At 36.6% G+C, this 26,665-nt stretch carries 22 protein-coding genes and 1 tRNA gene; 5 read left to right on the forward strand and 18 right to left on the reverse strand.

All coding sequences use genetic code 11. The annotated features are described in order from the left end of the window. Positions 1 to 2: 2 nt before the first annotated feature. The 13 genes from ACWNCI_RS04820 to amaB form a co-directional block, all read right to left on the reverse strand. Complete coding sequence (locus ACWNCI_RS04820; RefSeq protein WP_449387390.1) at positions 3 to 1,172, reverse strand: glycosyltransferase family 87 protein; 1,170 nt, start codon at positions 1,170 to 1,172, stop codon at positions 3 to 5. A 28-nt stretch (positions 1,173 to 1,200) separates the two neighbouring features. Further along, on the reverse strand, positions 1,201 to 2,013 hold the full coding sequence (locus tag ACWNCI_RS04825; RefSeq protein ID WP_346985362.1) for a 2,3,4,5-tetrahydropyridine-2,6-dicarboxylate N-succinyltransferase: 813 nt from the start codon (positions 2,011 to 2,013) through the stop codon (positions 1,201 to 1,203). A gap of 113 nt (positions 2,014 to 2,126) precedes the next feature. Next, the gene (locus tag ACWNCI_RS04830) at positions 2,127 to 2,699 is read right to left on the reverse strand and encodes a C40 family peptidase (RefSeq protein WP_449387391.1); all 573 of its coding nucleotides are present in this window, start codon (positions 2,697 to 2,699) and stop codon (positions 2,127 to 2,129) included. Between the two features lie 150 nt (positions 2,700 to 2,849). Continuing rightward, on the reverse strand, positions 2,850 to 3,224 hold the full coding sequence (locus ACWNCI_RS04835) for a hypothetical protein (RefSeq protein ID WP_346985360.1): 375 nt from the start codon (positions 3,222 to 3,224) through the stop codon (positions 2,850 to 2,852). 24 nt (positions 3,225 to 3,248) lie between these two features. Beyond that, positions 3,249 to 3,322 (reverse strand) — tRNA-Ala (locus ACWNCI_RS04840). 194 nt (positions 3,323 to 3,516) lie between these two features. Beyond that, positions 3,517 to 4,932, reverse strand: coding sequence for an efflux transporter outer membrane subunit (locus ACWNCI_RS04845; RefSeq protein WP_449387392.1), 1,416 nt, complete (start codon positions 4,930 to 4,932; stop codon positions 3,517 to 3,519). A 78-nt stretch (positions 4,933 to 5,010) separates the two neighbouring features. Beyond that, entirely contained in the window at positions 5,011 to 8,157 is a 3,147-nt protein-coding gene (locus ACWNCI_RS04850) for an efflux RND transporter permease subunit (RefSeq protein ID WP_449387393.1), read from the reverse strand. A 3-nt stretch (positions 8,158 to 8,160) separates the two neighbouring features. After that, the gene (locus ACWNCI_RS04855; RefSeq protein WP_449387394.1) at positions 8,161 to 9,348 is read right to left on the reverse strand and encodes an efflux RND transporter periplasmic adaptor subunit; all 1,188 of its coding nucleotides are present in this window, start codon (positions 9,346 to 9,348) and stop codon (positions 8,161 to 8,163) included. A gap of 1 nt (position 9,349) precedes the next feature. After that, entirely contained in the window at positions 9,350 to 9,805 is a 456-nt protein-coding gene (locus ACWNCI_RS04860) for a transcriptional regulator (protein WP_346985357.1), read from the reverse strand. Positions 9,806 to 9,921: 116 nt separating this feature from the next. Continuing rightward, positions 9,922 to 10,434, reverse strand: coding sequence for a GNAT family N-acetyltransferase (locus ACWNCI_RS04865; protein ID WP_449387395.1), 513 nt, complete (start codon positions 10,432 to 10,434; stop codon positions 9,922 to 9,924). A gap of 154 nt (positions 10,435 to 10,588) precedes the next feature. Further along, a complete protein-coding gene (locus tag ACWNCI_RS04870; RefSeq protein WP_042720804.1) occupies positions 10,589 to 10,819 on the reverse strand; it encodes a DUF2007 domain-containing protein in 231 nt (76 codons plus the stop codon). A gap of 61 nt (positions 10,820 to 10,880) precedes the next feature. Continuing rightward, positions 10,881 to 12,206, reverse strand: coding sequence for an L-lysine 6-transaminase (gene lat / locus ACWNCI_RS04875; RefSeq protein ID WP_449387396.1), 1,326 nt, complete (start codon positions 12,204 to 12,206; stop codon positions 10,881 to 10,883). 122 nt (positions 12,207 to 12,328) lie between these two features. Beyond that, the gene (amaB, locus tag ACWNCI_RS04880; protein WP_449387397.1) at positions 12,329 to 13,879 is read right to left on the reverse strand and encodes an L-piperidine-6-carboxylate dehydrogenase; all 1,551 of its coding nucleotides are present in this window, start codon (positions 13,877 to 13,879) and stop codon (positions 12,329 to 12,331) included. A 389-nt stretch (positions 13,880 to 14,268) separates the two neighbouring features. Here amaB and ACWNCI_RS04885 point away from each other — a divergent pair, with 389 nt between their 5' ends. Further along, positions 14,269 to 14,574: a hypothetical protein gene (locus ACWNCI_RS04885; protein ID WP_449387398.1), complete on the forward strand. Its 306-nt coding sequence runs from the start codon at positions 14,269 to 14,271 to the stop codon at positions 14,572 to 14,574. On the opposite strand, the gene ACWNCI_RS04890 is transcribed toward ACWNCI_RS04885, so the two are convergent. From ACWNCI_RS04890 to ccsA, 4 genes are all read right to left on the reverse strand, one after another. Next, positions 14,554 to 14,850 carry a hypothetical protein gene (locus ACWNCI_RS04890; RefSeq protein WP_346985353.1) on the reverse strand — a complete coding sequence of 99 codons (297 nt, stop codon included), beginning with the start codon at positions 14,848 to 14,850 and terminating at the stop codon, positions 14,554 to 14,556. The two genes, ACWNCI_RS04885 and ACWNCI_RS04890, sit on opposite strands and share 21 nt — an antisense overlap. A 55-nt stretch (positions 14,851 to 14,905) precedes the next feature. Then, the gene (locus tag ACWNCI_RS04895; protein WP_346985352.1) at positions 14,906 to 15,094 is read right to left on the reverse strand and encodes an Arc family DNA binding domain-containing protein; all 189 of its coding nucleotides are present in this window, start codon (positions 15,092 to 15,094) and stop codon (positions 14,906 to 14,908) included. A 119-nt stretch (positions 15,095 to 15,213) separates the two neighbouring features. Next, the gene (locus ACWNCI_RS04900; protein WP_346985351.1) at positions 15,214 to 16,080 is read right to left on the reverse strand and encodes an SPFH domain-containing protein; all 867 of its coding nucleotides are present in this window, start codon (positions 16,078 to 16,080) and stop codon (positions 15,214 to 15,216) included. Positions 16,081 to 16,499: 419 nt separating this feature from the next. Beyond that, a complete protein-coding gene (gene ccsA / locus ACWNCI_RS04905; protein WP_449387399.1) occupies positions 16,500 to 19,745 on the reverse strand; it encodes a cytochrome c biogenesis protein CcsA in 3,246 nt (1,081 codons plus the stop codon). Positions 19,746 to 20,162: 417 nt separating this feature from the next. Here ccsA and ACWNCI_RS04910 point away from each other — a divergent pair, with 417 nt between their 5' ends. The 4 genes from ACWNCI_RS04910 to ACWNCI_RS04925 all read left to right on the forward strand — a co-directional run bounded on the left by ACWNCI_RS04910 (position 20,163) and on the right by ACWNCI_RS04925 (position 25,956). Beyond that, positions 20,163 to 22,682 (forward strand): DNA translocase FtsK 4TM domain-containing protein, encoded by a 2,520-nt coding sequence (locus ACWNCI_RS04910; protein WP_449387400.1) that lies wholly within the window; start codon positions 20,163 to 20,165, stop codon positions 22,680 to 22,682. Between the two features lie 72 nt (positions 22,683 to 22,754). Then, positions 22,755 to 23,402 (forward strand): LolA family protein, encoded by a 648-nt coding sequence (locus tag ACWNCI_RS04915; RefSeq protein WP_449387401.1) that lies wholly within the window; start codon positions 22,755 to 22,757, stop codon positions 23,400 to 23,402. Between the two features lie 147 nt (positions 23,403 to 23,549). Next, a complete protein-coding gene (locus tag ACWNCI_RS04920) occupies positions 23,550 to 25,010 on the forward strand; it encodes an LptF/LptG family permease (RefSeq protein ID WP_449387402.1) in 1,461 nt (486 codons plus the stop codon). 304 nt (positions 25,011 to 25,314) lie between these two features. Beyond that, complete coding sequence (locus tag ACWNCI_RS04925) at positions 25,315 to 25,956, forward strand: hypothetical protein (protein ID WP_449387403.1); 642 nt, start codon at positions 25,315 to 25,317, stop codon at positions 25,954 to 25,956. A gap of 50 nt (positions 25,957 to 26,006) precedes the next feature. Here ACWNCI_RS04925 and frr read toward each other — a convergent pair whose 3' ends face one another. Further along, complete coding sequence (gene frr, locus ACWNCI_RS04930) at positions 26,007 to 26,561, reverse strand: ribosome recycling factor (protein ID WP_346985348.1); 555 nt, start codon at positions 26,559 to 26,561, stop codon at positions 26,007 to 26,009. Between the last annotated feature and the right edge of the window lie 104 nt (positions 26,562 to 26,665).

A 26,665-nucleotide genomic window follows, 5' to 3' on the forward strand; every position in this document is an offset into this window, starting at 1 on the left:
TATTAATTCAGGCTGTAATTTTTTTCAAAATCTTTGGTAAGAAGCTCATAAATTACCCTCAGCCAAACTACAATGCAAGGTACAGCTTTTAAAGAATATTTAATGATATAATTTTCTTTCACGAATTTCGGGAACAGATCCGATGTGGAAAAGCAGGTGAAAATAATCACAAAAACCAGTAGTCCTATGATAAAAGGCGTTCTTTCTTTTTGAAGAAAAAACCAGATCAGCACGCCTACAACGGCAATGATATATGTAGGAGATTCTGAACTTGAACTGAATAATACCAAAAATAATAATGTAGAAGCCAGAATCATCAACTGGAAAGCGTAGTTTTTGTATTGTTTGATTCTAATGTATGGCGCTCCAAAAAGCGGTAATCCGAATGCAAGAAACACAAGATTTGAAATAGAAGCATCCCCAAGAATTCTTCTGAAAAAGCCCATCAGCGAAATATCCTGCATATTCCCCAAAACCTGATTTTCATTGTTTTTTTCTACGATAGACTGAAACCAGTCTGCATAGCACTGAATCACAAATTTCGGACTTGAATATGCCATAGGCAGAACAAAAAATATTAATGCTATAACCAATCCTGACAGGATGAATTTCATTTTATTTTTAATGAAAAAGAACTGTGAAAGCCCGACAATCCCATAGATTTTTACGAAAACACCAATTAAAATTGATGTCGCAGACTTTACTTCTTTTCTTTCATAAATGTACACTGCAGACAGCAACAAAAGACCTGTAAGAGCAACATTGAACTGTAAGCTTAAAGCAGCTGTAATGTATTCCTGTAAACAGAAAAGGCCAAAAAGAGCTTTTTTAGCATCGGAAAACGGGAGTTTGTAAATACCATAAATAAAGATAAACGTATTGGCAACATTCCAGAGAGAAATCCCCAGCCAGTCGGGCATTATTGCAAAAGGAGCAATGAGCGCACTGAAGAAAATACCGTAATGATTTAAATCAAAATAAAGATCGGGATAATGAATGAACAGATTTTTCTGATTGATGGTATTAAAAAAAACATTTTTAAAAATCAGATAATTGTTGATGGCGTAATCTCCTCTCAGGTATTTGGAAATTGCGGTAACTACCGATATAATAAGATAAACCCCAAATATATATTTAGGGTTTAGGATTATTTTAAGAAATTTATCTTTCAAAATATTAGTTTTAGTTTAAAATTTACTCTTAAACAGCAACATTATTATCTCTCAACGCATCATTTAAAGACGTTTTTTTGTCTGTGGATTCTTTTCTCTGACCGATGATCAAAGCGCATGGAACCTGATATTCTCCGGCCGGATAGTGTTTCGTGTAACTTCCCGGAATGACCACTGAACGAGCAGGAACTCTCCCTTTGATTTCGATGGGTTCAGGGCCTGTAACATCGATGATTTTTGTAGATGCCGTAAGAACAACATTGGCTCCTAAAACAGCTTCTTTTTCTACGTGAACACCTTCCACGACAATACATCTTGAACCTATGAAACAGTCATCTTCAATGATTACCGGAGCAGCCTGAAGGGGTTCAAGAACACCACCGATTCCTACGCCGCCACTCAGGTGAACATTTTTACCGATCTGCGCACAACTTCCTACTGTAGCCCAGGTATCTACCATTGTTCCTGAATCTACATATGCCCCGATATTGACGTAAGAAGGCATCAAAATAACACCTGACGCAACAAAAGATCCTTGTCTGGCGATTGCATGAGGTACAACTCTTACTCCTTTTTCTGCATAGTTTCTTTTCAAAGGAATTTTATCATGAAATTCAAACGGCCCCACTTCAATGGTTTCCATTTTCTGAATCGGGAAATACATTACCACTGCTTTTTTTACCCACTCATTCACCTGCCATCCGTTTTCTGTAGGCTGCGCAACACGAAGTTCTCCGGAATCTAATAAAGAAACAACTTCTCTGATGGCCTTCTGGCTGTCTTCATTCTGCAAAAGCTCTCTATTATCCCAAATGTTTTCAATAGTTTGTTGTAACGACATGTTTCTAGTTTAAAATTATTTGCGCCAAAGATACAAAAGTTAAGGGAAATATTCTGACAGTTGTAAGGTAGGAAACCGTTTTGTTACTAAATATTTCTTATTTAAATGTGCCATTAAAGCACTCTCTGAGCGTGAAGATAAGCCTTATTCCAATACTTTTCATTCAGCGATGAGATGATGACTCCTTTTGTGGTGGAAGCGTGAATAAATTTCACCTCTCCGTCATTTCCGATATCGTGAACGATTCCGACATGAGAAACTCTTGTGCCACCAGCGGTTGCGAAGAACAAAAGATCTCCGGGCTTTACTTCTTTGATATCAATTTTATTTCCGGTCTCTGCCTGATCTGACGATCTTCTGGGAAGTTTATAATCATTTTCTTCAAAAACTTTTAGTGCAAATCCCGAACAATCAAAACCTGACGAAGTATTTCCACCGAATTTGTAGGGGGCGCCGAGATATTTTTCAGCATCTTTAAGAATTTCATTTATTGATCTGGAAATTTTACCATTAAATTTAGATTCCAGATTTCTGAGATTTTCGGCTTTGGAAACGGATTTTGTACTTGTATTTTTACCGGAAGCAACATTTTTTGAACTTCCGCATGATATTGTAATTAAAGATGCAATGAGTAATACATGAATTGTTTTTAAATGTAGACTTTTATAATGCAGGCGGTTCTTCATAATTCTTTTATTTTACACACAAAATCAATACAAATATATATAAATTATGTTTTCGTTTTGCTCAATTTGTGGTATGAAATAATTCATTAGCAATATGTAAAAATAAAAAAAGCTATTCGTCTGAATAGCTTTTGTATAATGAATGATGTATTACTTGGATGTTTTTTCACCTTTCCATGTGCCGGATCGGGTTGGTGTCGGAACTGCATTTACCCATGTTCCGCTTGCTTTTTTATCTCTTGTAAGAGTCCCTTTGAATTCGCCGTCAGAAGGTGAACCGATTGTCGCATTAAGTTCTCCGGAGTCACTCAGCTGGCCGGAAATGGTATAATTTTCTGAAGTTTGCTCAGAATCTAATGTTCCGGTTACTTTTCCGTCGGTTGCTACTACGATGTTCCAGCTGCCTTTTTCTGTTCCTTCGTATCTTCCGGCCCAGGTTCCTATGAAGTCATAGATGGTGTCTTCATCTTTGCCGCAGCCAATAAACAAAAAAGCGGTGAATAAAAGTAAAAATATTTTCTTCATAGTTTTTGTTTTATAAACAAATTGTGGAGAATACGGGGATCGAACCCGTCACCTTTAGACTGCCAGTCTAACGCTCTAGCCAGATGAGCTAATTCCCCTTTTTTTCGGATCAGTTTTCTGAAGCGGTACAAAAGTAAGTATTTAAACCACATATACAAACATTTTATTAAATTTTCTTTAACGAGAATATGAAATTTGTAGCTAATCATCAATTTTTCAAGGGTTTTCGATTTAAAATAAAAATGCACGTTAATGAGTTTTAACGTGCATTTTCTTACTTTTTATATTGAAATTATTTCCAACCACCTCCAAGAGCCTGATAAAGCTCTACAGCAGCCTTCATTTTATTGTATTCCGCATTGGTAATATTCAGTTCTGCATTTAATGAATTAACACTTGCATTTAATACTTCAAGATAATTAGCCATACCGTAATTTACGAGTTCCTGGGAATATTCAACCGAGTTCTTATAGGCATTCAGCTCTTTTTGTTTTAATTCTATGAAAGAATCCTGAACAGAGAAAACTCTTATGGCATCAGACACTTCTTTTCCTGCGGTGAGTACTGCTTTTCTAAAATTCAGATAAGCTGTTTCCTGATTGGCCAGACTCACATCATAATTGGTTCTGATGGCTCTTCTGTTTAAAATAGGTTGCGCCAAACCGGCTACAACGTTGGCAAATAATGAATTCACACTGAATAAATGATCAATATCCACAGACTGTATTCCTCCACTTCCTGTAAGCTTTAAAGTAGGATAAAACTGAGCTTTTGCTGAATTAGTCAATTCAAAAGCATTCATTAGATTATACTCTGCTCTCATGACATCAGGACGATTGGCAAGCAGCTGTGCCGGATATCCAAGTTTTACGTCTATAGGCAGCTGTTGGCTTTCCAACGTAGAACGTTCTATGGTATGGGAAGGCTCTCCCATCAAAAGACTCATGGTATTTTCCAAAAGCTGGATTTGAGTGTCGATGTCAATCAGTAACGATTTTGCGTTGAAAACCAGCGCTTCACTCTGTTGAACGGCAACCTCCGTCAATGTTCCCGCAGTTTTTAAAGCTCTTGTGGTTTCAAGATTTTTTTCACGAACGGCGATAGTTTCATTAATAACTCTCTTTTGCGCATCAAACGTCAGCAACTGATAATATGCCGAAGCAATGGAAGCTACAAGATCACTTTTTACCGCTTTATGTGCTGCCACAGTTCCGAGATAAGCCGCAAACTGAGCTTTTTCCTGTGACTTTAATTTTCCCCAGATATCAGCTTCCCATCCGATGCTCGCAGTGATATCAAACTGATTCACGTATCTTCTTTCTCCGATGATTTGCCCGAACTGTGTATTGATAGACTGGGTCTGGAATGTATAGTTGGGTCCGACGGATAATGTAGGCTGATAAGCTGCTTTGCTTTGTTTTAAATAAGCCTCCGCGGAAGCGATACTCTGCAGTGCAATTCTGATATCAAGATTATTTTCCAGCGCCTTAGAAATGTGTTTTTGAAGGATCGGATCCGTAAAAATCTCTTTCCAGGAAACATTGGCGATATTTGTGCTGTCGGAAGAAAGCATATCGGTACGGTATAGCTTTTCATCAACCACATTGTTGGGTCTGTTGTACTCTTTTCTTACCATACATGATGAAACGACAGCAAGAAGCACAAATGAAAAAGCAAGTCCTTTTATGATGTTTAAAATATTCTTCATTTCTTTTAATTAGAAGTTAGAAATCAGACGTTAGAAGTTAGATTAAAGCTCAATCCAACCTCTAACTTGTCCAATAATTTATTCTGCTAAATTGATTTCTTCTTTTTTAAGAGGTTTTACTTTTTCCTGCAGATATTCGAAAATAACATATAATACAGGAATTACAAAAAGCCCTAAGATGGTTCCTATCAACAATCCGATTGCTGCTCCTGTAGCGATTGATCTGTTACCAACTGCACCGATTCCACTTGCTAAAACCAAAGGCAATAGACCAAAGATGAATGCAAATGAGGTCATCAGGATAGGTCTTAATCTTGCTTTTGCTGCATTGATGGCAGACATGACGATTGTTTCTCCGTGATGTCTCCTCTGAACTGCAAATTCAACAATCAAAATGGCATTCTTCGCTAAAAGTCCCACCAACATGATCAGGGCAATCTGGAAATAAATATTGTTTTCCAATCCCATGATTTTCTGTCCGAAGTAAGCTCCCATTACCCCGAGAGGAAGTGAAATTACAACGATCAAAGGAAGAATATAACTTTCATATTGTGCAGAAAGAATGAAATAAACAAAAATCAAACTTAAAGCAAAAATCAGAACGGTCTGAGATCCGGAATTTAATTCCTCTCTCGTTAATCCTGTAAATTCGACATCATAATTTTGATTTAATGTTTCTTTTGCTACCTGCTGCACTGCCGTAATAGCGTCCCCGGAACTGAATCCAGCTGAATTGGCACCTGTAATTTTCACAGAAGTAAATAAGTTGTAACGGCTGACAGATTGTGGTCCGTAAGCTTTTTTCAATGTCACAAACTGTGAGATCGGAGACATTACGCCTGAACCTGTTTTTACATACAATTCGTTCAGGTTGTCAATATTTTGTCTGTTTTCAGGAAGTGCCTGAACCATTACTCTGAACTGTTTTCCGTATTTGGTAAAGTCAGCTGTATAAATTCCTCCGATATAGCCCTGCATTGTCGCGAGGATGTCGCTTACAGAAACACCAAGCTGCTTGGCTAAAGGAACGTTGATCTGCATTTCATACTGCGGGTATTTCGTGTTGAATGAAGTCTGGGCAAACTCAATTTCAGGTCTTTGCATAAGTTTACCAATGAATTCGTTCGTTTTATTATCCAGGTCGGCATATTCTCCACCGGATTTATCCAGCAGAACCATCTCGAAACCGGCACTGCTACCAAAACCAGGAACACTCGGCGGCTGGAAAAATACGACTTTAGCGTCAGGAACTGCCCCCGTAATACCGAATAATTTTTTGGTAATATCTTCCGAAGTTTGTCCGTCTTTTTTTCTTTCGTCAAATGGTTTTAGCTTAACAAAGGCAAGACCATTGTTGCTTCCGTTCCCGGAAAGGAAACCTCTACCTGTGGAAATGGTAACGTTCTGAACACCCGGCACTTTTAAAGCCTTAGCCTGAAGTGTTTTTAAAGCATTATATGTTCTTTCCATAGAAGCGCCCGGAGGAAGCTGAACATCGGTGAAGATAATCCCTCTGTCTTCCGTAGGTACAAATCCTTTTTTCATAGTGGTGCTGGCCCAGTATAAGATTCCTCCTGTAATGGCAAAGATGATCAGGGTTACCCATTTATGTCTCAGAAGAAAAACAAATCCCCTTCCGTAACGTTCTGTTGTTGTTTTAAAGGCGATATTAAACTTATAGAAAAACTTTTGAAGAAAGTTTAAATTTTTATATTCTGTATGATGTGCATCATGAGGTTTTAAGAATAATGAGCATAAAACCGGACTTAAAGTCAATGCGTTGATCGCAGAGATAAAGATGGCAACAATCAGGGTGATCCCGAACTGTTGGTAGAAAACTCCCGTAGGACCGGTAATGAATGTTACCGGGATAAATACAGATGCCATTACCAGCGTAATTGAAATAATTGCTCCTGTAATTTCGTCCATTGCTTCCACCGTAGCTTTTTTTGCATCTGAAATCCCATGTTCCATTTTGGCATGAACTGCCTCGACGACGACAATGGCATCATCCACCACAATACCGATGGCCAGAACCAAAGCGAATAACGTTAATAAGTTTAATGAATATCCGAATAAATTCAGAAAGAAAAAGGCTCCCACAATCGAAACCGGAACAGCGATAGCCGGGATAAGTGTAGATCTGAAATCCTGAAGGAAAATATACACGACAATGAATACAAGAATAAATGCTTCAATTAAGGTATGAACTACCTTTTCAATCGAAGCTTCCAGGAATTCATTGGTATCAAAATTGAAAGTGTATTTAATCCCTTCCGGAAAGCTTCCTTCTGATGATTTTAGGTATGCTTTAATATTTTTAATAATCTCCTGAGCGTTTGATCCCGGAGTCTGGAAAATCCCCATACTGATTGCTGGATTGTTTCCGTTTTCCCCGATTCCTGAGTAAGACTGTCCAGCCAATTCTACTTTGGCAACATCTTTCAGCATTAAATTTTGTCCGTCGGCAAGAGATTTAATGATAATATTGTCATACTGCTCTTTGTCATTGAATTTACCTACATATTTAATGATATATTCAAAAGAGCTTCCGCTGTTTTGCCCGATGGAACCAGCTGCTGCTTCTCTACTCTGTTCGTTGATCGCATTGGTAACGTCGGTTGGCGTTACTCCGTAAGCTGCCATTTTTGCAGGATCCAGCCACACTCTCATGGAATAGTTTTTCCCACCGAAAACGTTGGCATCACCCACTCCGTTAATCCTTTTTAAATTTGGAATAACATTGATATTCAAAAAGTTCTGAAGGTAAACATCATCAAGATCTTTATTTTCAGAATAGAAAGACATATACATCAAAGCACTTGTCTGCTGTTTCTGCGTAACAACCCCGGAACGTGTGACTTCACTTGGTAAAAGCGGCGTTGCTCTTGTTACACGGTTCTGAACGTTTACCGCTGCAATATCAGGATCAATTCCCTGTTTAAAGAATACCTGAATATTGGCAGAACCGTCATTTCCAGCGCTGGATGTTATATAATCCATACCTTCCACCCCATTGATCTGCTCTTCCAGAGGCACTACCACACTTTTCATTACAGTTTCTGCATTGGCTCCGGTATAGTTTGCCGTAACACTTACCGTAGGAGGCGCAATATCAGGGTATTGCGTCACCGGAAGCGCAGTCAGTCCCAATACCCCGAGAATCACAATCAAGATTGAGATTACCGTGGATAAAACCGGTCTGTTTATAAAATTTTTAATCATTTTTTAGAATTTCGGTTTTATAGATTGAACAAGACTATCCATTTTTACAGGCTGTTTTTTCACTGCAGTTCCGGGTTTCAATCCTCCGATTCCTGCTGCGACAACGGTTTCACCTTTATTTACTCCGGATTTTATTAAAGCCATATTGTCGATTCTGTCGATCACATTGATGACAACATTTCTTGCCGTATCGCTTTTATCGACTTTATATACGTAAACAATTCCCTGTTGTTCGTAGGTTGCACTTTCCGGAACGACAAGTACGTTATCATAACGTTGAGGGAATCTTATAGTTCCACTGTTACCATTGCTCAGAAGCTTTTGCGCATTAGTGAAAACTACTCTGAACTGTATGGTTCCTGTTGTAGGATCAATTTGTCCTGTGATCGCTTCTATTCTTCCTTTTTCAGGATAAATGCTTCCGTTGGCCAGTTGTAATTCTACCATCGGAAGATTTTTTATCTTTTGTGGCATGGTAGCACCCGGTGTTTTTTCAAGGAAATCAAAATATTCTTTTTCGTTCATTGAAAAGTAAGCGTAAATTTCTGAAGTATCTGAAATAGTCGTCAGAGGAGTCTGATCTGAAGGTCCTACAAGACTTCCTACTTTCAGAGGCAGTTTACCGATAACTCCTGAAATAGGCGCACGGATAATTGAATATTCAATATTGGCTTCTATTCCTTTGTAATTGGCAACAGCCTGGCTTTTAGCTGCCTGGGCCTGCTTCAACTGAGCCTGAGCCTGAGCTAAATTGGCCTGCGCTGTCTGCAGCTGAACATTACTGATGATATTTTTCTGGACAAGCGGTTTCAACTTATTTACTTCCACATTAGCTGCACTCACGGCAGCCTGGGCCGCAGCAATATTAGATTCAGCGGCGCCGATGCCCGCTTTGGAAGCTGCTGCATTTTCGTTCAGAATATTGGTTTCCAGTCGGAATAAAGGCTGCCCTTTGGTTACATACTGCCCTTCATCTACCAAAACCTGTGTAATATATCCCTGAATTTTGGCACGAACATCATTGTTTACTCTACCCTGAATGGTCGCCGGGAAAGTCTGATAGCCCACTATATTTTTTGCTTCCACATTTACGACAGGATATGGTTTAGGGCCATCCTGCTTAGGAGCTTCTTTTTTGCAGGCCACTAAAAAAAGGGCCGCAACAGAAAGTATAACTAGCTTATTATTCATTTTATAGTTTATTAAGAGATTGCTGAATATTAATTATGTTTTTATTTAAAAGAGCTTTATATGCTTCAATCTTTTCATTGTGACTTACATCATGATTTTTTTTAAAATCGTCAAGATCGTCCAACAGCTTCAGTTCATCTTTCATTTTCTGTACAATCTTTTCAAATCTGATTTTCTTGTAACCGTCATTGATGAAAAAATACCTTTTCCGTTCATCCATTTTATTATGATCTACAATAAGCTCAGCATTCAGAAGAAGTGAAATACTTGTAGAAACCGAACTTTTACTTGCAGAAAGCACTTCCACGAATTCGTCAAAAGCTATGCCCACCTTTTCATAATCAAATAAAAGATACGCATATATTTTTGATGCCAGTGGAGGTAAATTGAAAACCGTACCATAGAATTTCACGGCATCCTGAAAAATTTTCTCATCAATTTCTATACTCTTATGCATGGTATATAAATTTTAGCAAAAGTAGAAATTAGTTCTGAACTAAACGAACAAACGCAATAGAGTTTATAAATCTATTGCTTTAAAAACAATCAATGATAATGGATTTAACTTTTGGATTAAATTATAATCTTCTCAAAAGCTTTTCTCATACCACCTGCAAGAAAAACTTCTCCGCAATAGGTATATCCCTTACTTTCCAGAATTTTAAGCATTGCAATATTATCAAAATTCGTATCTACTTTAATACTTTGAATCTTATGGGATTTTGTAAATTTTTCGATATGATCAAATAATATTTTGACCATTCCCTGACCTGCAAATTTTTCATCCACAGCAACTCGGTGTACGACAACAAATTCGCCGTTACTCAGCCATGCGCCTTCGATGGTGCTGTAAGCTGGTTCGTCATTTAAAATCAAAGCTACGTAGACAGCAATTTCACCGTCAACGGTCATTACGTATCCAAATCCTTTTTCAATATCGCTTTCCACAGTATTGATGTTGGGATATCCTTCCTGCCATTGTGTACTTCCGTCTTTTCGTCTTCTTTCTATGGCCTGCTGCAAAATATTCCAGATTATATCTCTGTCTTCCATTTCTGCCTTTCTCATTTTGATTTCTGAATCCATTGCTGTAAGTATATTATTTAGAGTAAAAAATTATTAAGAATATAAACTAAATATAATCTTATAATTTCCTTTAAAGTTTGTTCACAAAAAACCGAAAATTAACTTTAATTAATTTTCGGTTCGAAGTAGTAAAATTTAAAATTATGAAATTGTTTTATTGATTTTCACTTTGCTGGAGATAAGCATCAATTATTTCAAATGCTTTTTTTTCGTCTTCCAGTTTTACCAATACTTTCAGTGATGTTGCCGTTGGCGTAGTTGTAAAAGTAAGGTAGTTGTTTTCTACTGAATTCTTGATTTCCGCATCATCCAGCTTTGATTTAATAAGCTGAATTTCTGCAGGTTTGTCACTTTCAAAAACTGATACTCTTGTACTTCTTTCCATGTTCTGTTTCGTTTGAGTATCTAAATTTATAAATTTTTTTTGAAAATTACAAATCCGTAATTTAAATTTTATTAATGTTATTCTCTATTTTATCCAGCGCAAGTTGAATTTCTTCTTTTGTAACATTAAGGTGTGGTCTGAAACGTAAAGACAGATCACCACAGGATAAAATGATCATTCCGTCATTCCAGAGTTCGTCTCTCATAGCGTTTCTCTGCTCGTGGGTTGGGAGGTCAATTGCACACATCAATCCTCTTCCTCTTGCATTTGATAATTTTTCAGGATATTTTTGTTCTAAAGATTTAAGGCCGTCTAATAAATAGTCACCTACTACTTTTGCATTTTCTACAAGGTTTTCTTTTTCAATAACTTCCATTACCAACTGAAAACGGAGCATATCAATAAAATTGCCACCGAAAGTAGAATTAATCCTTGAGCTTTCACGGAAGACATTATCAGGAATTTCATCAAACTTTTCTTTATTGGCTAGAATACCGCAAACCTGTGTTTTTTTACCGAAAGAAATAATATCAGGTTTCGCTGTAAAATGCTGGAAAGCCCACATTTTTCCTGTGATTCCTATTCCGGTTTGTACTTCATCAAAAATAAGAAGGATCTCATTCTGATCACAGATTTTTCTTAATCCTGATAAAAATTCATCTCTGAAATGATTGTCGCCGCCCTCTGCCTGAATGGGTTCAATGATAATACATGCGACTTTGTTAGGATTCATCAGAATAGCTTCTTCGATATTTAATAAAGCTAATCTTTCATTTTTAATGGTTTCTTCCAGATTTTCTTCCGTGATTGGGAACGTCAGTTTGGGATTAAGGATTCTTGGCCATTCGAACATAGGGAAATACTGGTATTTTCTTGGGTCCGAAGTGTTGGTAAGACTTAATGTATATCCGCTTCTTCCGTGAAAAGCCTGTCTGAAATGAATGCACATTCCAGCTTCAATGTCAAGTCCTTTTTCAAAATTTTTCCGTGTTTTCCAGTCGAAGCACGCTTTCATTGCGTTTTCAACAGCTAATGTGCCGCCTTCGATGAAAAAGGCATATTGTAGCTCTTCAGGAATCACTACTCTTTCAAAAACTTCCAGAAAATGAGCATATTCTTCAGAATAAACGTCGGCTAAAGTAGGTTTGTTGATAGCCATTTTCCCCAACCATGCTGATTTTTCAACCAGATAAGGATGATTGTAGCCTATGGATGCTGATGCAAACATGGAGAACATATCCAGATATTCTCTGTTCGTCAGTTTATCGTAAAGCCATGATCCGTGTGATTTTTCAATATCCATCACGAAGTCGAATCCGTCTGCTAAAACGTGTTTTCCTACTGTTTCTTTTACTTTATTTATTTGTATATCAATTGTTTGTTCCATTTTAATTAATCTTAGGGTTGATTAATGATAAAAAATTAATGATTTAGAAACAAAGAGATTATGGTATTCAAAAGTTGACAATTTTTAATTTTTAAATCTCTGAATTTCCTGATGTTTTATGCTTAAAGATCAAATTTAATTCCTTGTGCTAAAGGAAGGTTTGTTGTATAATTTATTGTATTCGTCTGTCTTCTCATATAATATTTCCATACATCTGAACCTGATTCTCTTCCGCCTCCGGTTTCTTTTTCACCACCGAATGCACCGCCGATTTCTGCTCCTGAGGTTCCGATATTCACATTGGCAATACCGCAATCTGAGCCTGCATGAGAAAGGAATAATTCCGCTTCTCTCAAATTTTGGGTCATGATGGCAGACGATAAACCTTGAGGAACATCATTCTGAATAGCTATGGCTTCTTCCAGCGTTTTATATTTGATAAGATATAAAATCGGCGCAAATGTTTCATGTTGCACAATTTCGTAAGAATTCTTCACTTCTGCGATACATGGCTTTACATAACATCCGGATTCGTAACCTTTTCCTTTTAGTACTTCACCTTCAACGATGAATTTTCCACCTTCTTTCTTACATTTTTTGATCGCTTCCTGATATTGGTTCACCGCGTCAGTATCAATAAGTGGTCCCACATGATTCGTTTCGTCCAGCGGATTTCCGATTTTTAATTGTCCGTATGCTTTGGCCAATCTGTTTTTCACTTCATCATAAACACTTTCGTGAATGATAAGCCTTCTTGTAGATGTACATCTCTGTCCTGCTGTTCCTACAGCTCCGAAAACGGCACCGATGATAGACATATTGATATCAGCATCCTGAGTAATGATAATGGCATTATTTCCTCCTAATTCAAGAATAGATTTTCCGAATCTTTGTGCAACGTTTGTAGAAACCATTCTTCCTACTCTTGTAGAACCGGTAAAAGATACTAAAGCTACCCTTTTGTCATCAACAAGTCTTTGTCCGATCTCATGATCTGCAACCAAAACACTTGAAATTCCTTCAGGAAGATTATTTTCCTTTAAAACTTCGTTCATGATATTTTGGCAGGCTAATGCACAAAACGGTGTTTTTTCTGATGGTTTCCAGATGGTTACGTTTCCGCAGATCCATGCCAGGGCAGTATTCCACGCCCATACGGCGACAGGAAAATTAAAAGCGGTGATAATTCCTACAATTCCCAGCGGATGATATTGTTCGTACATTCTGTGGCCAGGTCTTTCCGAGTGCATTGTATATCCATGAAGCTGTCTCGAAACTCCTACGGCAAAGTCACAGATGTCGATCATCTCCTGAACTTCACCTAAACCTTCCTGCAGAGATTTTCCCATTTCATAAGAAACGAGTTTCCCCAAATCGTCCTTATATTGTCTTAATTTTTGGCCCAGCTGCCTTACAATTTCTCCTCTTTTGGGAGCAGGAATCAGCCTGAACTCTTTAAAAGCCTTTTCTGCAGCTTCAAGTACTTTGTTGTAGTCCGACTCTCCGGAGGTTTTCACTTTAGCAATAAGATTCCCGTCTACCGGGGAATAACTTTCTATCGTTTTTCCTGTTGCAAAGTATTTTCCGCCTGTTGAAGTTCCCTTATTTTCATCCTTAATTCCTAGATTTTTGAGCGTTTTTTCAATCCCAAAATCCTTTACTTTTTTAGACATAAAAAATTTACTTTTCGTTTTCCCTAAAGTTAAAAATATTATGCGAACCGCAAAATTTAATTTTTTTTAATGACTTTTTATTTGGACTAATTATAAACATGTTTATCTTTGTATAGTAATCTTTTGACACTCAGAAATGGAAAACTCTCAGGAAAATAATTCGAAGTTTAAGAAGTGGTTTAAACGTGTTGGCTGGGCAGGATTTGCCTTCTTTACCATAAAAGGGCTGATCTGGCTCGTGATATTTTACTTCGGTGCAGATACACTTCAAAGCTGTATAAAATAAAAAATCAGAGAAATTTCTCTGATTTTTTGTTGTTTAAGTATTTTATTATAAATTATGTATTTCTCTATTCCTGTGTTTTTTATATTTTTGAAAAAACATTCAGATGAAAAAAGTAGTATGGTCCGTCAAAGCCCAGAAAAACTACAGAGATAATTTATTTTATTTAAAAGAGTTCTGGACTAAAAAAGAAATCAAAAGATTCATGAAGTTGGTAGACATCGCTGTGGTGAACATTTCTCAAAATCCGTATATAGGCTCTGCCTACGAAGAAAATACCCATTACAGAAAATATTTAATTGTAGAACAAATTTATTTATACTACCGATTAACCGAGAAGGATGAAATCCTGCTGGCATCTTTCTGGAATAATTATCAGAACCCTGAAAAATTAAAGAAACTCCTGCCTTAGTTCTTCCGTAAATTTTTCATGCTCTTTTACATTGCCCTTTGCATAATCGTCTTCCGCATCCTGTAGTTCCATTAAAAGTGCTTCTTTAGGGTATAATGCTTTGGTCAGCAATTCAATCTCTTCCACAGAAAAAGAATTTTCTTTAAGTTTCCGGTAATAAGTTGGGGTTTTAAGACCCAATAGATTGATGAAATATCCTGTCTTATAATCAGAATTCTGAATAAGTTGCGGAATACTGTCCCGGTATTTCTTAAATTCAAGCACTGTATTTATCATAATGTGGGAATTATTTTATACAAAAATAAGAAAAAATTATAATTTTATTACTAAATTATTGTTTCTTTTTCCTGCCTGAATCCATTAAACTTTGATGAAGCAAATACTCAATTTGTCCATTTACACTCCTGAATTCATCATTTGCCCATTTTTCCAAAAGTTTGTACGTAGACTCATCTATCCTTATAACAAAAGATTTTTTGCTTTTGTTTTCGGAAGAATTCTGAGTTTTTTCTGATTTCATTTTTTTGTTACTTTTCTGATTTTTACCTCATGCTTTGGTTTTTAACGCAAAGATTTTTTTTATTTATTATGAATATTTTTTATTCGCAAAGACGTATATTAATTTCTAACGCTTCATTATTAATTATACAAAGTTCCTGCATTTAGGATAGGTTGCGCAGCTTTTTCACCACAAAGAACTACCATCAGATTACTTACCATCGCGGCTTTTCTTTCATCATCAAGCTCAACAATATTTTCTTCAGAAAGTTTTTTCAAAGCCAAATCTACCATTCCGACTGCGCCCTCTACGATTTTTGTTCTTGCTGCTACGATGGCTGTGGCCTGCTGTCTCTGAAGCATGGCTCCTGCGATCTCCGATGCGTAAGCAAGGTGTGATATTCTCGCTTCCTGAATAGTAATTCCTGCTTTTGAAAGTCGTTCCGTAAGTTCCTGCTCAAGAATAGCATTGATTTTTTCTCCACCTTCTCTTAATGTAATCGGGGCGTGATCGTCTTCAAGATTGTCATAAGGGAAACTCATTGCCAGATGCCGTACTGCGGCTTCACTTTGCATTTTTACAAAATCTGAATACCGTTCAACATCAAAAGCAGCCTTGTAAGTATCGCCAACTTTCCAGACGATAACAACAGCAATTTCAATCGGATTTCCCATTTTATCATTTACTTTCAGCGTTTGTCCCTGAAGGTTTTCAGAACGAAGACTGATTTTTTGAGACGAATATAAAGGATTGATAAAAAACAGTCCGTTTTCCTTTACTGTTCCTACATACTTTCCGAAGAAATTCAGTACTCTTGAATGGTTTGGCTGGATAATCATTAATCCTTTTAAGAAAAAACAAGAAAGGATAAAACAGAGTAATGCCAAAACGACAAAAGTAATACTGTAGTCAACTCCTGTGATAAAGAAATACACTGAGGCAACAAACAGTACCAGACAAATAACCAGAGTAAGGTATCCCGACATTGGTTTTAGAACTTTTTCCATGATATTGATTTTTTTTAATTTGATATTATTTTGATATCATAAAGATATGAATAAATTTCAATTTAATCAATGACAATTTATATTTTATACTAAAAGTTTTTTAATCAATATGCATTTAATGATAGGCTAATGATTCTTAAACGTGAATAAAATCGACGACAAAGTCTTATTATGATTTTGCATTTTTGAAGGAAGCAGAGCGGAGCGGCAGAGTCGCTGATAAAGCGTACAAGTTATACACGCCTTCATCAGATCAGTTTGCTGATCCTTTCTTTGCCTACTTATACTATATGTCAGTACCTGCAAACTTTGCGTCTGATAAATATTAGTTGATTATAATAATTCTAATATTGTGTTTTTAACAAACGAAAAATCCCGAAAATTGCTTTCCGGGATTCTGTTTTTATACATTGAAAAATCTATTTTTTAGTCAGAACTTTAAATTTAACATAAGATGCAATGGCCAATGCCAACATGGTTCCAAGTCCGATGTACACCCAGGCCGGAACAGGAACAGGATCCCCAGCTGCGTAAGAGTGAAGTCCGCTCAGGTAGTAATTTACTCCGAAATACGTCATTACCATCGAACAGAAAGCGAACATCGTCGCCACATGGAAAGCCCATCTGCTTCTCAACCCCGGAACCAATCTCATGTGAAGTACAAACGCATACACCATAATGGAGATGAAAGCCCAGGTTTCCTTGGGATCCCAGCTCCAGTATCTTCCCCAGGATTCGTTGGCCCAGATTCCTCCTAAGAAGTTTCCGACTGTAAGAGCGAATAATCCTATCGTAAGCGACATTTCTGAAACAATTGCCAGTTCCTTCAACGTTGTATCGTGATGAATGGTATGAGTGCTTTTATTGGAAATGATATAAAATACTAAACTGATCACGGCAATAATCATCGACAGGGCAAAGAATCCGTAGCTGGACGTAATAATCGCAACGTGTACAATCAGCCAATAAGATTTCAGTACAGGAACAAGCGGCGTTATCTGTGGATCAAGAGCAGAACCTCCATGCGCGAATCCCATCATGATAACCGCTACCATAAATCCGGCAGCAGGGATCAGTGCATTTGAATTTCTGTACAATAATAAACCTGCTGAAATTCCAACCCACGAAATGAAAATAATCGCTTCATAACCGTTACTCCAGGGTGCATGACCTGAAATATACCATCTCGCTACCAAGCCCAGGAAATGGAACAAGTATCCTACAATTCCTAATACTATGATTGCTTTGATCGTTTTATTTAAAACTTTTTTCGGCTTAAATAATTCAATGAAACCTAAAATAAGAAGAAGCCCTCCGATGATAGTATAGAAAATCAATAATTTGAAATTGATATTTACTTTATTCATGAAAACTTCAAGATCTACTTTTGATTTCGCAGGAACGACTGCTTTACCCCATTTCTGCTGATAATCTGAAAGCTTAGCCAGCTGCTCATCGGCTTTTGACCAGTTACCCGATTTTTGGGCCTGTAAAACTTCCGCGAAATAAGGTCCCATTACCTCCTGAGATTCCGTATCTGGCTCCATTTTCTGGTCCAGCCATGAATGCCATGTATGATTAGCATCGTTTTTCACGGGAACAATTCTCATAAACTGACCGCTGAAAAATTCGTTAAAAATCTGAACTCTTTCGTTTACCGCGATAACTTCTTTGTCATAATTGGTCTGTTCAGAAGCTTTTTTACGAAATGCTGTGTTGTAATCGCTTTCAAGAATATATCTTAGATTTCCGTTGGCATCTGCCGGGAAAAGATTCATCAAAGAAGTGTATCCTTCATCATTTGCTTTTGTTTTTTTCTGCAGTTCATCACCTCCTTTTGTTCCTATTTTAATCATCGGAACCATTGTCCAACTTGGCGTATCAATATTGACTGATAAAAACCATTGATTCGCAGTAAGTGATTTTCCATCTGTTCCTTTGAATTCATCTTTTTTATACAGTTTTCTTAAAACATCCAGAGCTTCCGTATTAATAGGAACTATTCTTCCTTCAAAATTCTGAACCAAAAGATACCCGAATTTATCTGCATGTTCCTTATCTATTTTATTTCTGGCAATAATTTCGTCAGCTGAAACCATTTTCATCTTTGTAAATGGCTGTGCTCCTTGTGGCTGAACCGTTTCAGGAGCAGGAGCGTGATTATGTCCGTCCCCTTCTGTATGAATGTGTTCTTTGCTTCCGTCGGTTGTCCCGTGTGTTTCTATTTTTTGTGCATTCAGACCGAAACTTAACAACAATAAAAATACCGTTACCGCTCTTTTTTTATTGACGTCTTTCAGCATTTTGTTTAATTTCCAGAAATGAGTTCCCTTCCAGAAGAACATGAAGAACATCCCTCCGAATAAGAAAGTATAACCGATATAGGAAATCAGCGTACCCCAGAAATCGTGGTTTACGGAAAGTACAGTCCCCATTCTGTCGGGATCAAAACTTGACTGGAAAAATCTGTATCCTTTATGATTCAGAACATGGTTCATATAAATTTTAAAAGGAGTCTGTTTTCCATCTTCAACAATTTTAATATGGCTTTCATAAGCACTCGGAGATGAACTTCCCGGATAAGTTTCCATAACGAAATCATCTAATTTAAGCCAGAAAGGTGTGTTGTAAATTTTAGGACCGAAACCGATCATAATATTCAGTCCGTCCATCGTTACCTGTTTATAAGCATTCGGGTTTCCTTTTTCAACAGAAAGTTCTACCAGTTGTTTTGTTTTTGGACCCTGAAGTTCAACCGTTAACATATCAGGAACACTCTGATCTTTCTTTCTGTCACCTTCAATAGACATTAATTTTCCTTTTTTAAGACCTTCAGGAACAACCAGTTTAAGCTCGTTAATTGAATATAAGCTTCTTAAGGCCAACGGTTGAAATTCGTCTTTCTTTGTATTTCCTGTCGCCTGGGTTGCCATGGTCATATAGCTTGCATCAACAGGAGTTTTGATGAATAATTTACCGTTTTCATTTTTGAATTCCACGGCGCCTTCAATGGCTCTGTTAAAAGTTACCAGAGTTCCGTTGATCGACTTTGTTTCACCAGGTTTGATGAAAATATTCTGTCTTCCGGTCTGTCCTGTGGATACCAGATGTAGGTATTCCGCACCATTCGGATCAGCGACAAGACTGTCTTTTTTCCGTTGAACATATTCTTTTGCAATTACTTTCACTTCTTTTCCGTGAAAATCATACGTTGCCTGCAAATCTTTGTGTAAAGGAGACATTAAATAAGGAATATCCTGATAATTAAGGACATCCCCCTTTTCTTCAATCTGAATTTTAAGAAAGTTTTTGTCCGTTACAATTTCATTAGACATTTCGCCCTCTCTGATGTGCATTGTACCTTCAAAACTGATGTATCTTGTAATCGCTCCACCAATAAAAATAAGCACAAATGCAAGGTGAAAGACCAGTACCGGCCACTTTTCTCTTTTCCAAAGTCTGTATCTTGCGATATTTCCTATAAAATTGAGGATGAGTAAAAGCATGATCAGTTCAAACCACCACGCTTCGTAAATTAATGCTTTTGCTGTCGGAGTTCCGTAATCGTTTTCTAGGAACGTTGCATATGCCATCGCAAATGCGTACACCAGCAGCAACACAGCCATTGTTCTGGTCGAGATAAGAATATCCTGGATCTTCTTCATGATAAATATATACTTGATAGGCAAAAATAAGGATGATAAACTATAAAGCCGTTAAAAAAAACTGTTTTTTATCACTTTGAAGGCGATAAGTGTTATTTTTAAAGATTCTTAATAATAATATTTTTATTGATAAATATTGAATGATTCAGAGTCTGTTTTTTGAATTTGATGATGATTGCTGTACTTATAATATTTTAAAGTAATTTAAGAGGTGTTGCTAATGAAAAACGGCTCCAATATCTTATTTTATTTTAAAGAAAGGTTGGAGGAAAAATTAAATCATATTTAAATTATTTTAAATATTTTAGTCATGGAAACAGGAAAACGGTAATGATTTTCTCTCAAAAAATTATATTTTCTTTTTAAGTAAACACACATTTTTAATGTCTAAAAACATTAAATTTGCCACAACATATTATGGATAAAAACACGCAAAAAAAACAACAGGAGTCGCCTGAAAAAGGCAAATTTTTATCGAAGCCGAGAGTGTTCTTCGGTCTTACTTTTATACTTTTTTCCGTCGTTCTTACCTTCTCTTTTGTTTCATATCTCATGAACTGGAAGGCAGATCAGAGTCAGGCAGGAACCATGCTGGATAAAAGCATAAAATCTTCGAATCTTTTCGGGAAACTCGGCGACTGGCTCGGAAATATTTTTATTTTTGAAAGTATCGGAGTGGCTTCCTTTATTATTGCATTTTTATTTTTGGTGTTCGGGACCGTTATTCTTAAAAAGAAAATGTTCAAACCCTGGAAAACCGTTGGCCATTCTTTGTTTTTCATCTGCTGGTTGCCCATTTTCTTCGGTGCTGTTACCAAAGGCCAAGGGGTTCTTAGCGGAGTGTATGGGTATCAGATTATGGATTCGCTCAACGCCATCATCGGTACAATCGGTCTTTGGCTGGTTCTGGTGGCGAGTATTGCTTTGTATTTTATTTTGGAATTTAATCTTCGCCCGAGTTCTATCAAGTCAAAATTTAATGATATTAATGAAAATACGATTGGCAGGGTAAAATCTATGTTTCCTAATTCTGACGAGAATTTTGAAGCGGATGACGAACTTATTGAAGAATCTGAAAATACAGAAATTAATCCATCTAAAATTACCGTTACAGAAACTTTAAAATCTAAAAAAAATAATGACGCTCTTGAAGTTCCTGCCGCTTCAGATGTTGAAACAATCGTCACACCAAATAAGACCTCTTTCGAAGAAGATAAAAATGATTTTTCACAATCATTGCATTTAAATTTAACCCCAAAACCTTCAGTTCCCGTATCAACTCCGGAGCAGGCTTTTGATATTAAATCTACAACTTCTACAGCCGTTGCGACAGACGATAATATTAAATTTAAAGTAGAAGTAGCTCCTGTTATTGATATTCTGGATGATTCCGACAGAAAATCACAGGAATTGGTAGAAAAACATGGTCTGTATGATCATAAGCTGGATCTTGCGAATTTCCAGATGCCAACTGTAGATTTGCTGAAAGATTACGGAAATGAGGAAATTTCTATTAATAAGGAAGAATTAGAAGAAAATAAAAATAAGATTGTCGGATTGCTGAAAAATTTTAACGTAGGAATTGCGGAAATTAAAGCAACCATCGGCCCGACAGTAACATTATATGAAATCGTTCCGGAGGCGGGAATTCGTGTTGCGGCCATTAAAAAACTCCAGGATGATATAGCCCTTAATCTTTCGGCTTTGGGAATCAGGATTATTGCTCCGATGCCGGGCAAAGGTACGATCGGTATTGAAGTTCCGAGAAAAAATCCTACGATGGTTTCCATGCGTTCGGTGATTGCTTCACAAAAATTTCAGAATACGGATATGGATCTTCCGGTGGTTTTCGGTAAAACAATATCCAATGAAATTTTCATGGCCGATCTTTCCAAAATGCCTCACTTACTGATGGCAGGTGCTACAGGGCAAGGTAAATCGGTGGGGATTAATGCGATTTTAACTTCTCTCCTTTATAAGAAACATCCGAGCGAATTGAAATTCGTTATGGTAGATCCTAAAAAAGTAGAGCTTTCATTATATTCAAAAATAGAAAGACATTATTTGGCAAAACTTCCGGATGCTGAGGAAGCGATTATTACAGATACAAATAAGGTAATCAATACCCTGAATTCTCTTTGTATTGAGATGGACACAAGGTATGATCTGCTTAAAAATGCATTCTGTAAAAATTTAAAGGAATACAATAAAAAATTCACTGAAAGAAAACTTAATCCTGAAAACGGTCACCGTTACCTACCCTATATTGTTTTGGTGGTTGATGAGTTTGCAGATCTGATCATGACTGCAGGAAAAGAAGTTGAGCTCCCGATTGCGAGATTGGCGCAGCTGGCCAGAGCGGTGGGTATTCACCTGATCGTTGCTACGCAAAGACCGTCTGTAAACGTTATTACGGGGATGATTAAAGCAAATTTCCCTGCAAGAGCGGCATTCAGAGTAATTTCAAGTGTAGATTCAAGAACGATTTTAGATTCTCCAGGTGCAGATCAGCTGATCGGTAAAGGAGATATGCTTTATTTTAACGGAAATGAAATCTTAAGGCTTCAGTGTGCTTTCGTGGATACACCGGAAGTGGAAAGGCTGGCTGAATATATCGGCGAGCAGAAAGGGTATGCTTCGGCATTTATCCTTCCTGAATATGTGTCTGAAGATTCTTCCGGTAGTGTAGCTGCTTTTGATCCTAACGAAAAAGATGCGTTGTTTGAAGATGCGGCAAGAATTATTGTTTCCACACAGCAAGGCTCTACATCAATGTTGCAGAGACAGTTAAAATTAGGATACAACAGGGCAGGTAGAATTATGGATCAGCTGGAAGCAAGCGGCATTGTTGGAGGATTCAATGGGGCGAAGGCAAGGGAAGTTTTGATCAGTGATCTTCATTCTTTGGAACAGTTTTTGGAAGATTTGCGCAGTTAAAAGAATAAACTGATATTTTAGTTTAACTTTCAGCATTTGAAAATGTCTAAAGATTAAAAGATTTAAATAAAAATGAAAAATATTATTTCAAAAATTATAGTAAGCAGTCTGGTTGTAGGAGCGGTAAATATTGCCAATGCGCAAAAAATTGATGCAAAGGCTAAAAAAATATTGGATGATATCACGGCAAACTATAATTCCAAAAAGAATTCTTATTTTAAATTTTCTTTCGGAACAGGAGCCAGCGGACAGATTTCCAAAACAGAGCCTGGAATTTATTACTCCGCCGGAGATAAGTACAAATTAAAGATCATGGAAACTGAACAGATCTTTGATGGCAGCAAAATTTATAATATCAACACAGAAGATATGGAAGTGACGATCGCCAAACCAAATGGAAGCGGCTCTATGTTCTCCCCTATCAATTATCTTTCGACTTACAGAAACGACTATAACGTAACTTATAACGGAAAGAAAAACGTAAATGGTGTGAGTACGGATTTTATTAAACTGACTCCTGTAAAATCAAACGGAATAAAGTATGTATATCTCTTTGTAGATTCTGCAAAGAAGCAGATGGTAAAACTTGAACAACATGGCAGCAATCAGGATGTTGCGGTGATTGCCATTAAAGAGTACAAGGAAAACCAGAATCTTGATCCGGGAATGTTTATGTTTGATAAGAATAAATTCAAAAATTATCTTATTACCGAGCTTTAAAAAATAAAATCGTAAATGGGTAAGGTTAAACCTTTTCTTCTAAAGGTTTTTACGTTTCAAAATTTGGCGATTTCAATTATTATAAAAATTTCATAAAATATAAAAGCTGCAAAGGAAACTTTGTGGCTTTTTCATTAATTTTGGCAAATGTTAAAAATACTAGACCGATATATCATAAAAACTTTCTTCGGACCGTTTTTCTTTATATTCAGCGTACTGTTTTTCATATTTATTGTGAATATTATCTGGGTTCAGCTAGGCCAGTTCATGGGGAAAGGGCTCAGCACTTTTCAGATTGTCAAGTTGCTTTTCTACCTTGGAGTGAGCGTTATCAGTATGGTTCTGCCACTTACCATTCTTTTGGCGAGTATTATGTCTTTTGGAGAATTCGGCGAACGGTACGAACTTGCAGCCATGAAGGCAGCAGGAATTTCTCTGACGAGAGTTATGGTTCCTTTACTGGGAGTGACGGTTATTCTCTCGGTCATGCTTTATTTTTTCTCCAATAATATTATCCCGGATTTTCAGCGGAAAGCAAAAAATATGCTTTTCAATATTGCTCAGACAAAACCGGCACTCAATTTTACGCCGGGACAGTTTATTGATCAGATTCCAGGTAACATGGTTAAGTTTGATAAAATTTATGGCGAGAACGCAGAAAATATCGAAGGCGTTTTTGTTCATAAAAAAGCAACGAGCTACGAAAATCAACAGACAATTGTTGCAGAAAAAGGAAAATTTGTTCCTGCAGTCAATAATAATTACCTTAAGCTTGTACTTTACAACGGATATGTTTACGAAGATAATTTTGCCGGAAAAGCAGAAAATGTTCGTCTGAAGCAGCCGGATCAGGCAATTAAATTTGACTCACTGGTTTCGCATTTTGACATTAGTGAAATTATTAATAAGGCGATTGAAGAGGAAAAGATAACGGATGATTATCGTTTTCAAACATTCAACCAACTGAACAAAACGATCGATCAGACCAAAAAAGAAAATGATAAATTCTTTACGAATATCAATAATGATGTCTTGAGTCAAACGAATTCGATAATGACCTATATGGATGCCAAGCAAAATAAAGCGAAGGTAAAACCGAAGCAGATTTTGAAACTTGATACTGTAAAAGGCGACAAAAAGCTTGATATCATCAACAATGCCTACAGCAGGCTGGACAATCTTAAAAGTACTCTGGAATCTAAGAACAATGAGATTGATCCCGGTGTGAAATATTATAGTAAAGTAGTGATTTATCAGCAAAGAATCGTCACCTACTCTTTTACCTGTATTATATTCTTCCTGATCGGTTCAAGTCTTGGATCTATCATCAGAAAAGGGGGAATGGGGCTTCCCGTGATTATTGCGATCGTCATTTTTATTATATTTTATGTAATTAATGTAGGTGTGGAGAATATGGCATGGTCAGGAAAAATTAATCCTTATCTGGCTGCTTGGGTTCCCAATCTCGTTCTTTTTCCTTTCGGGATTTGGATGACCTATAAAGCTTTGACAGATTCTCAGTTATTCGATGCAGAAAAATACAAAGCATTCTTCAAACCCATTACAAAGCTATTCGTCAAAAAAGAAGAGCATAAAAGATATCAGTAATTCAGCATTACTTTAAGAGATTCGGGATTTTTTCCGGATCTTTTTTATTATAAACCTGTTTAAGCTAATATTGAATTTAACCGCAAAAGTTACAAAAGACAAATTTAAAAAGTTTTTTATGAGCTAATCAAAGTTTTCAAAAGAACAAAAATCAAAGATTTTTAAAACTATTGTCAGCTTTTTTCTTATGATAGAAATTTTTAATCTTTTGTAACTTTTGTGGTTAAATAAAAAACATTGTTTATTTAAATATTATCACAGCATATTTTTTGTATATGTTAATGGAACCAAAATATTGATCTATATGAAAATTACAGTTCTGATTCTGAGTTTACTACTGGTTATGTCCTGCAAGAAAGAAGGAACAAAAACATTGCAAAATAGTGATTCAAAAGAGAGTTTAAGGGTAAAGAATGATTCTTTGCGAATTCCTGATGATTCTATAAAGAATACAGCTGACATTAAAAAAGAGTATGAAAATGTCAACAATTTATTAACTTCAAAAAAGCTTGATTCAACAACATTTACCTATAACTGTGATGAAAGAGAAGGCGAAGTTACCCTTTATTATCAGGACAAAAAGCTTAAAGTGGTAAAGGATTTTTATTCTGAACACAGTCATTTTTCTTCCTCAACAAAATATTTTGTGAAAGATGATCAGGTATTTTTCATTTTTAATAATGAAACCGTCTGGAATTTTAATGATGGTGGAACTCCTGAAAGGCCGGAAACGAAAGACGATATTAAAGAAAAACGAATATACATTTTGAATAATAAAGCGGTACAGTGTTTCGAGAAAAATTATTCCGTACGGTCTAAAGGAAATAATCAGGATCCGGGCAGTATTGCCAATAAGGAAACGAAATGCGATATTTCGGAATTGATGAAAACATATCAGCTTATCCTGAAAAATAAAAATAAAAATGGGAATATTAACTGCCTGTAAAAACAAAAGCGGCTTCGAAAGAGCCGCTTTTAATATTTGAAATTTCTGAATTATACTTTCATAATTTCAGCTTCTTTTACTTTAAGATGCTCATCACAGATTTTCACATATTTATCGGTAAGAACCTGAATATCTGCTTCAATACCTTTGATCAGGTCTTCAGATACGCCATCAAGTTTTTTAAGTTCTTTCAATCCGTTCTGTCTGGCATTTCTTACCACGACTTTTGTGTCTTCAGTTTCTGCTTTTGCCTGTTTTGCCAGTTCGCGTCTTCTTTCCTCCGTTAATGGCGGGACGTTAAGAATGATGTTGATACCGTTGTTGGAAGGTGCAAAACCAAGATTTGAATTAATGATTGCTTTTTCAATATCATTAATCGCTTTAGAATCCCAGGGTTGAATAGAAATCGTCATTGCATCCGGAATAGAAACATTCGCAACCTGATTGATCGGTGTCAGGGCTCCGTAATATTCTACCATTACATCCTGAACCATATTGGTGGACGCACGTCCGGCTCTGATTCTCTGAAATGCATGATCCAGGTGCTTAACAGCTGCTTCCATATCGTATTGTACAGACTCTACTATAAGATCTAATTCTTCCATTATATAATAAAAATTTGATAAGTTACACATACTAAATAGTTTTTGATTATCAGTAAATTACAATTCTGTAAGTTCGTTACAAACGCTTATTTTTACTGTTTTTC

The organism is Chryseobacterium lineare (assembly GCF_977014045.1).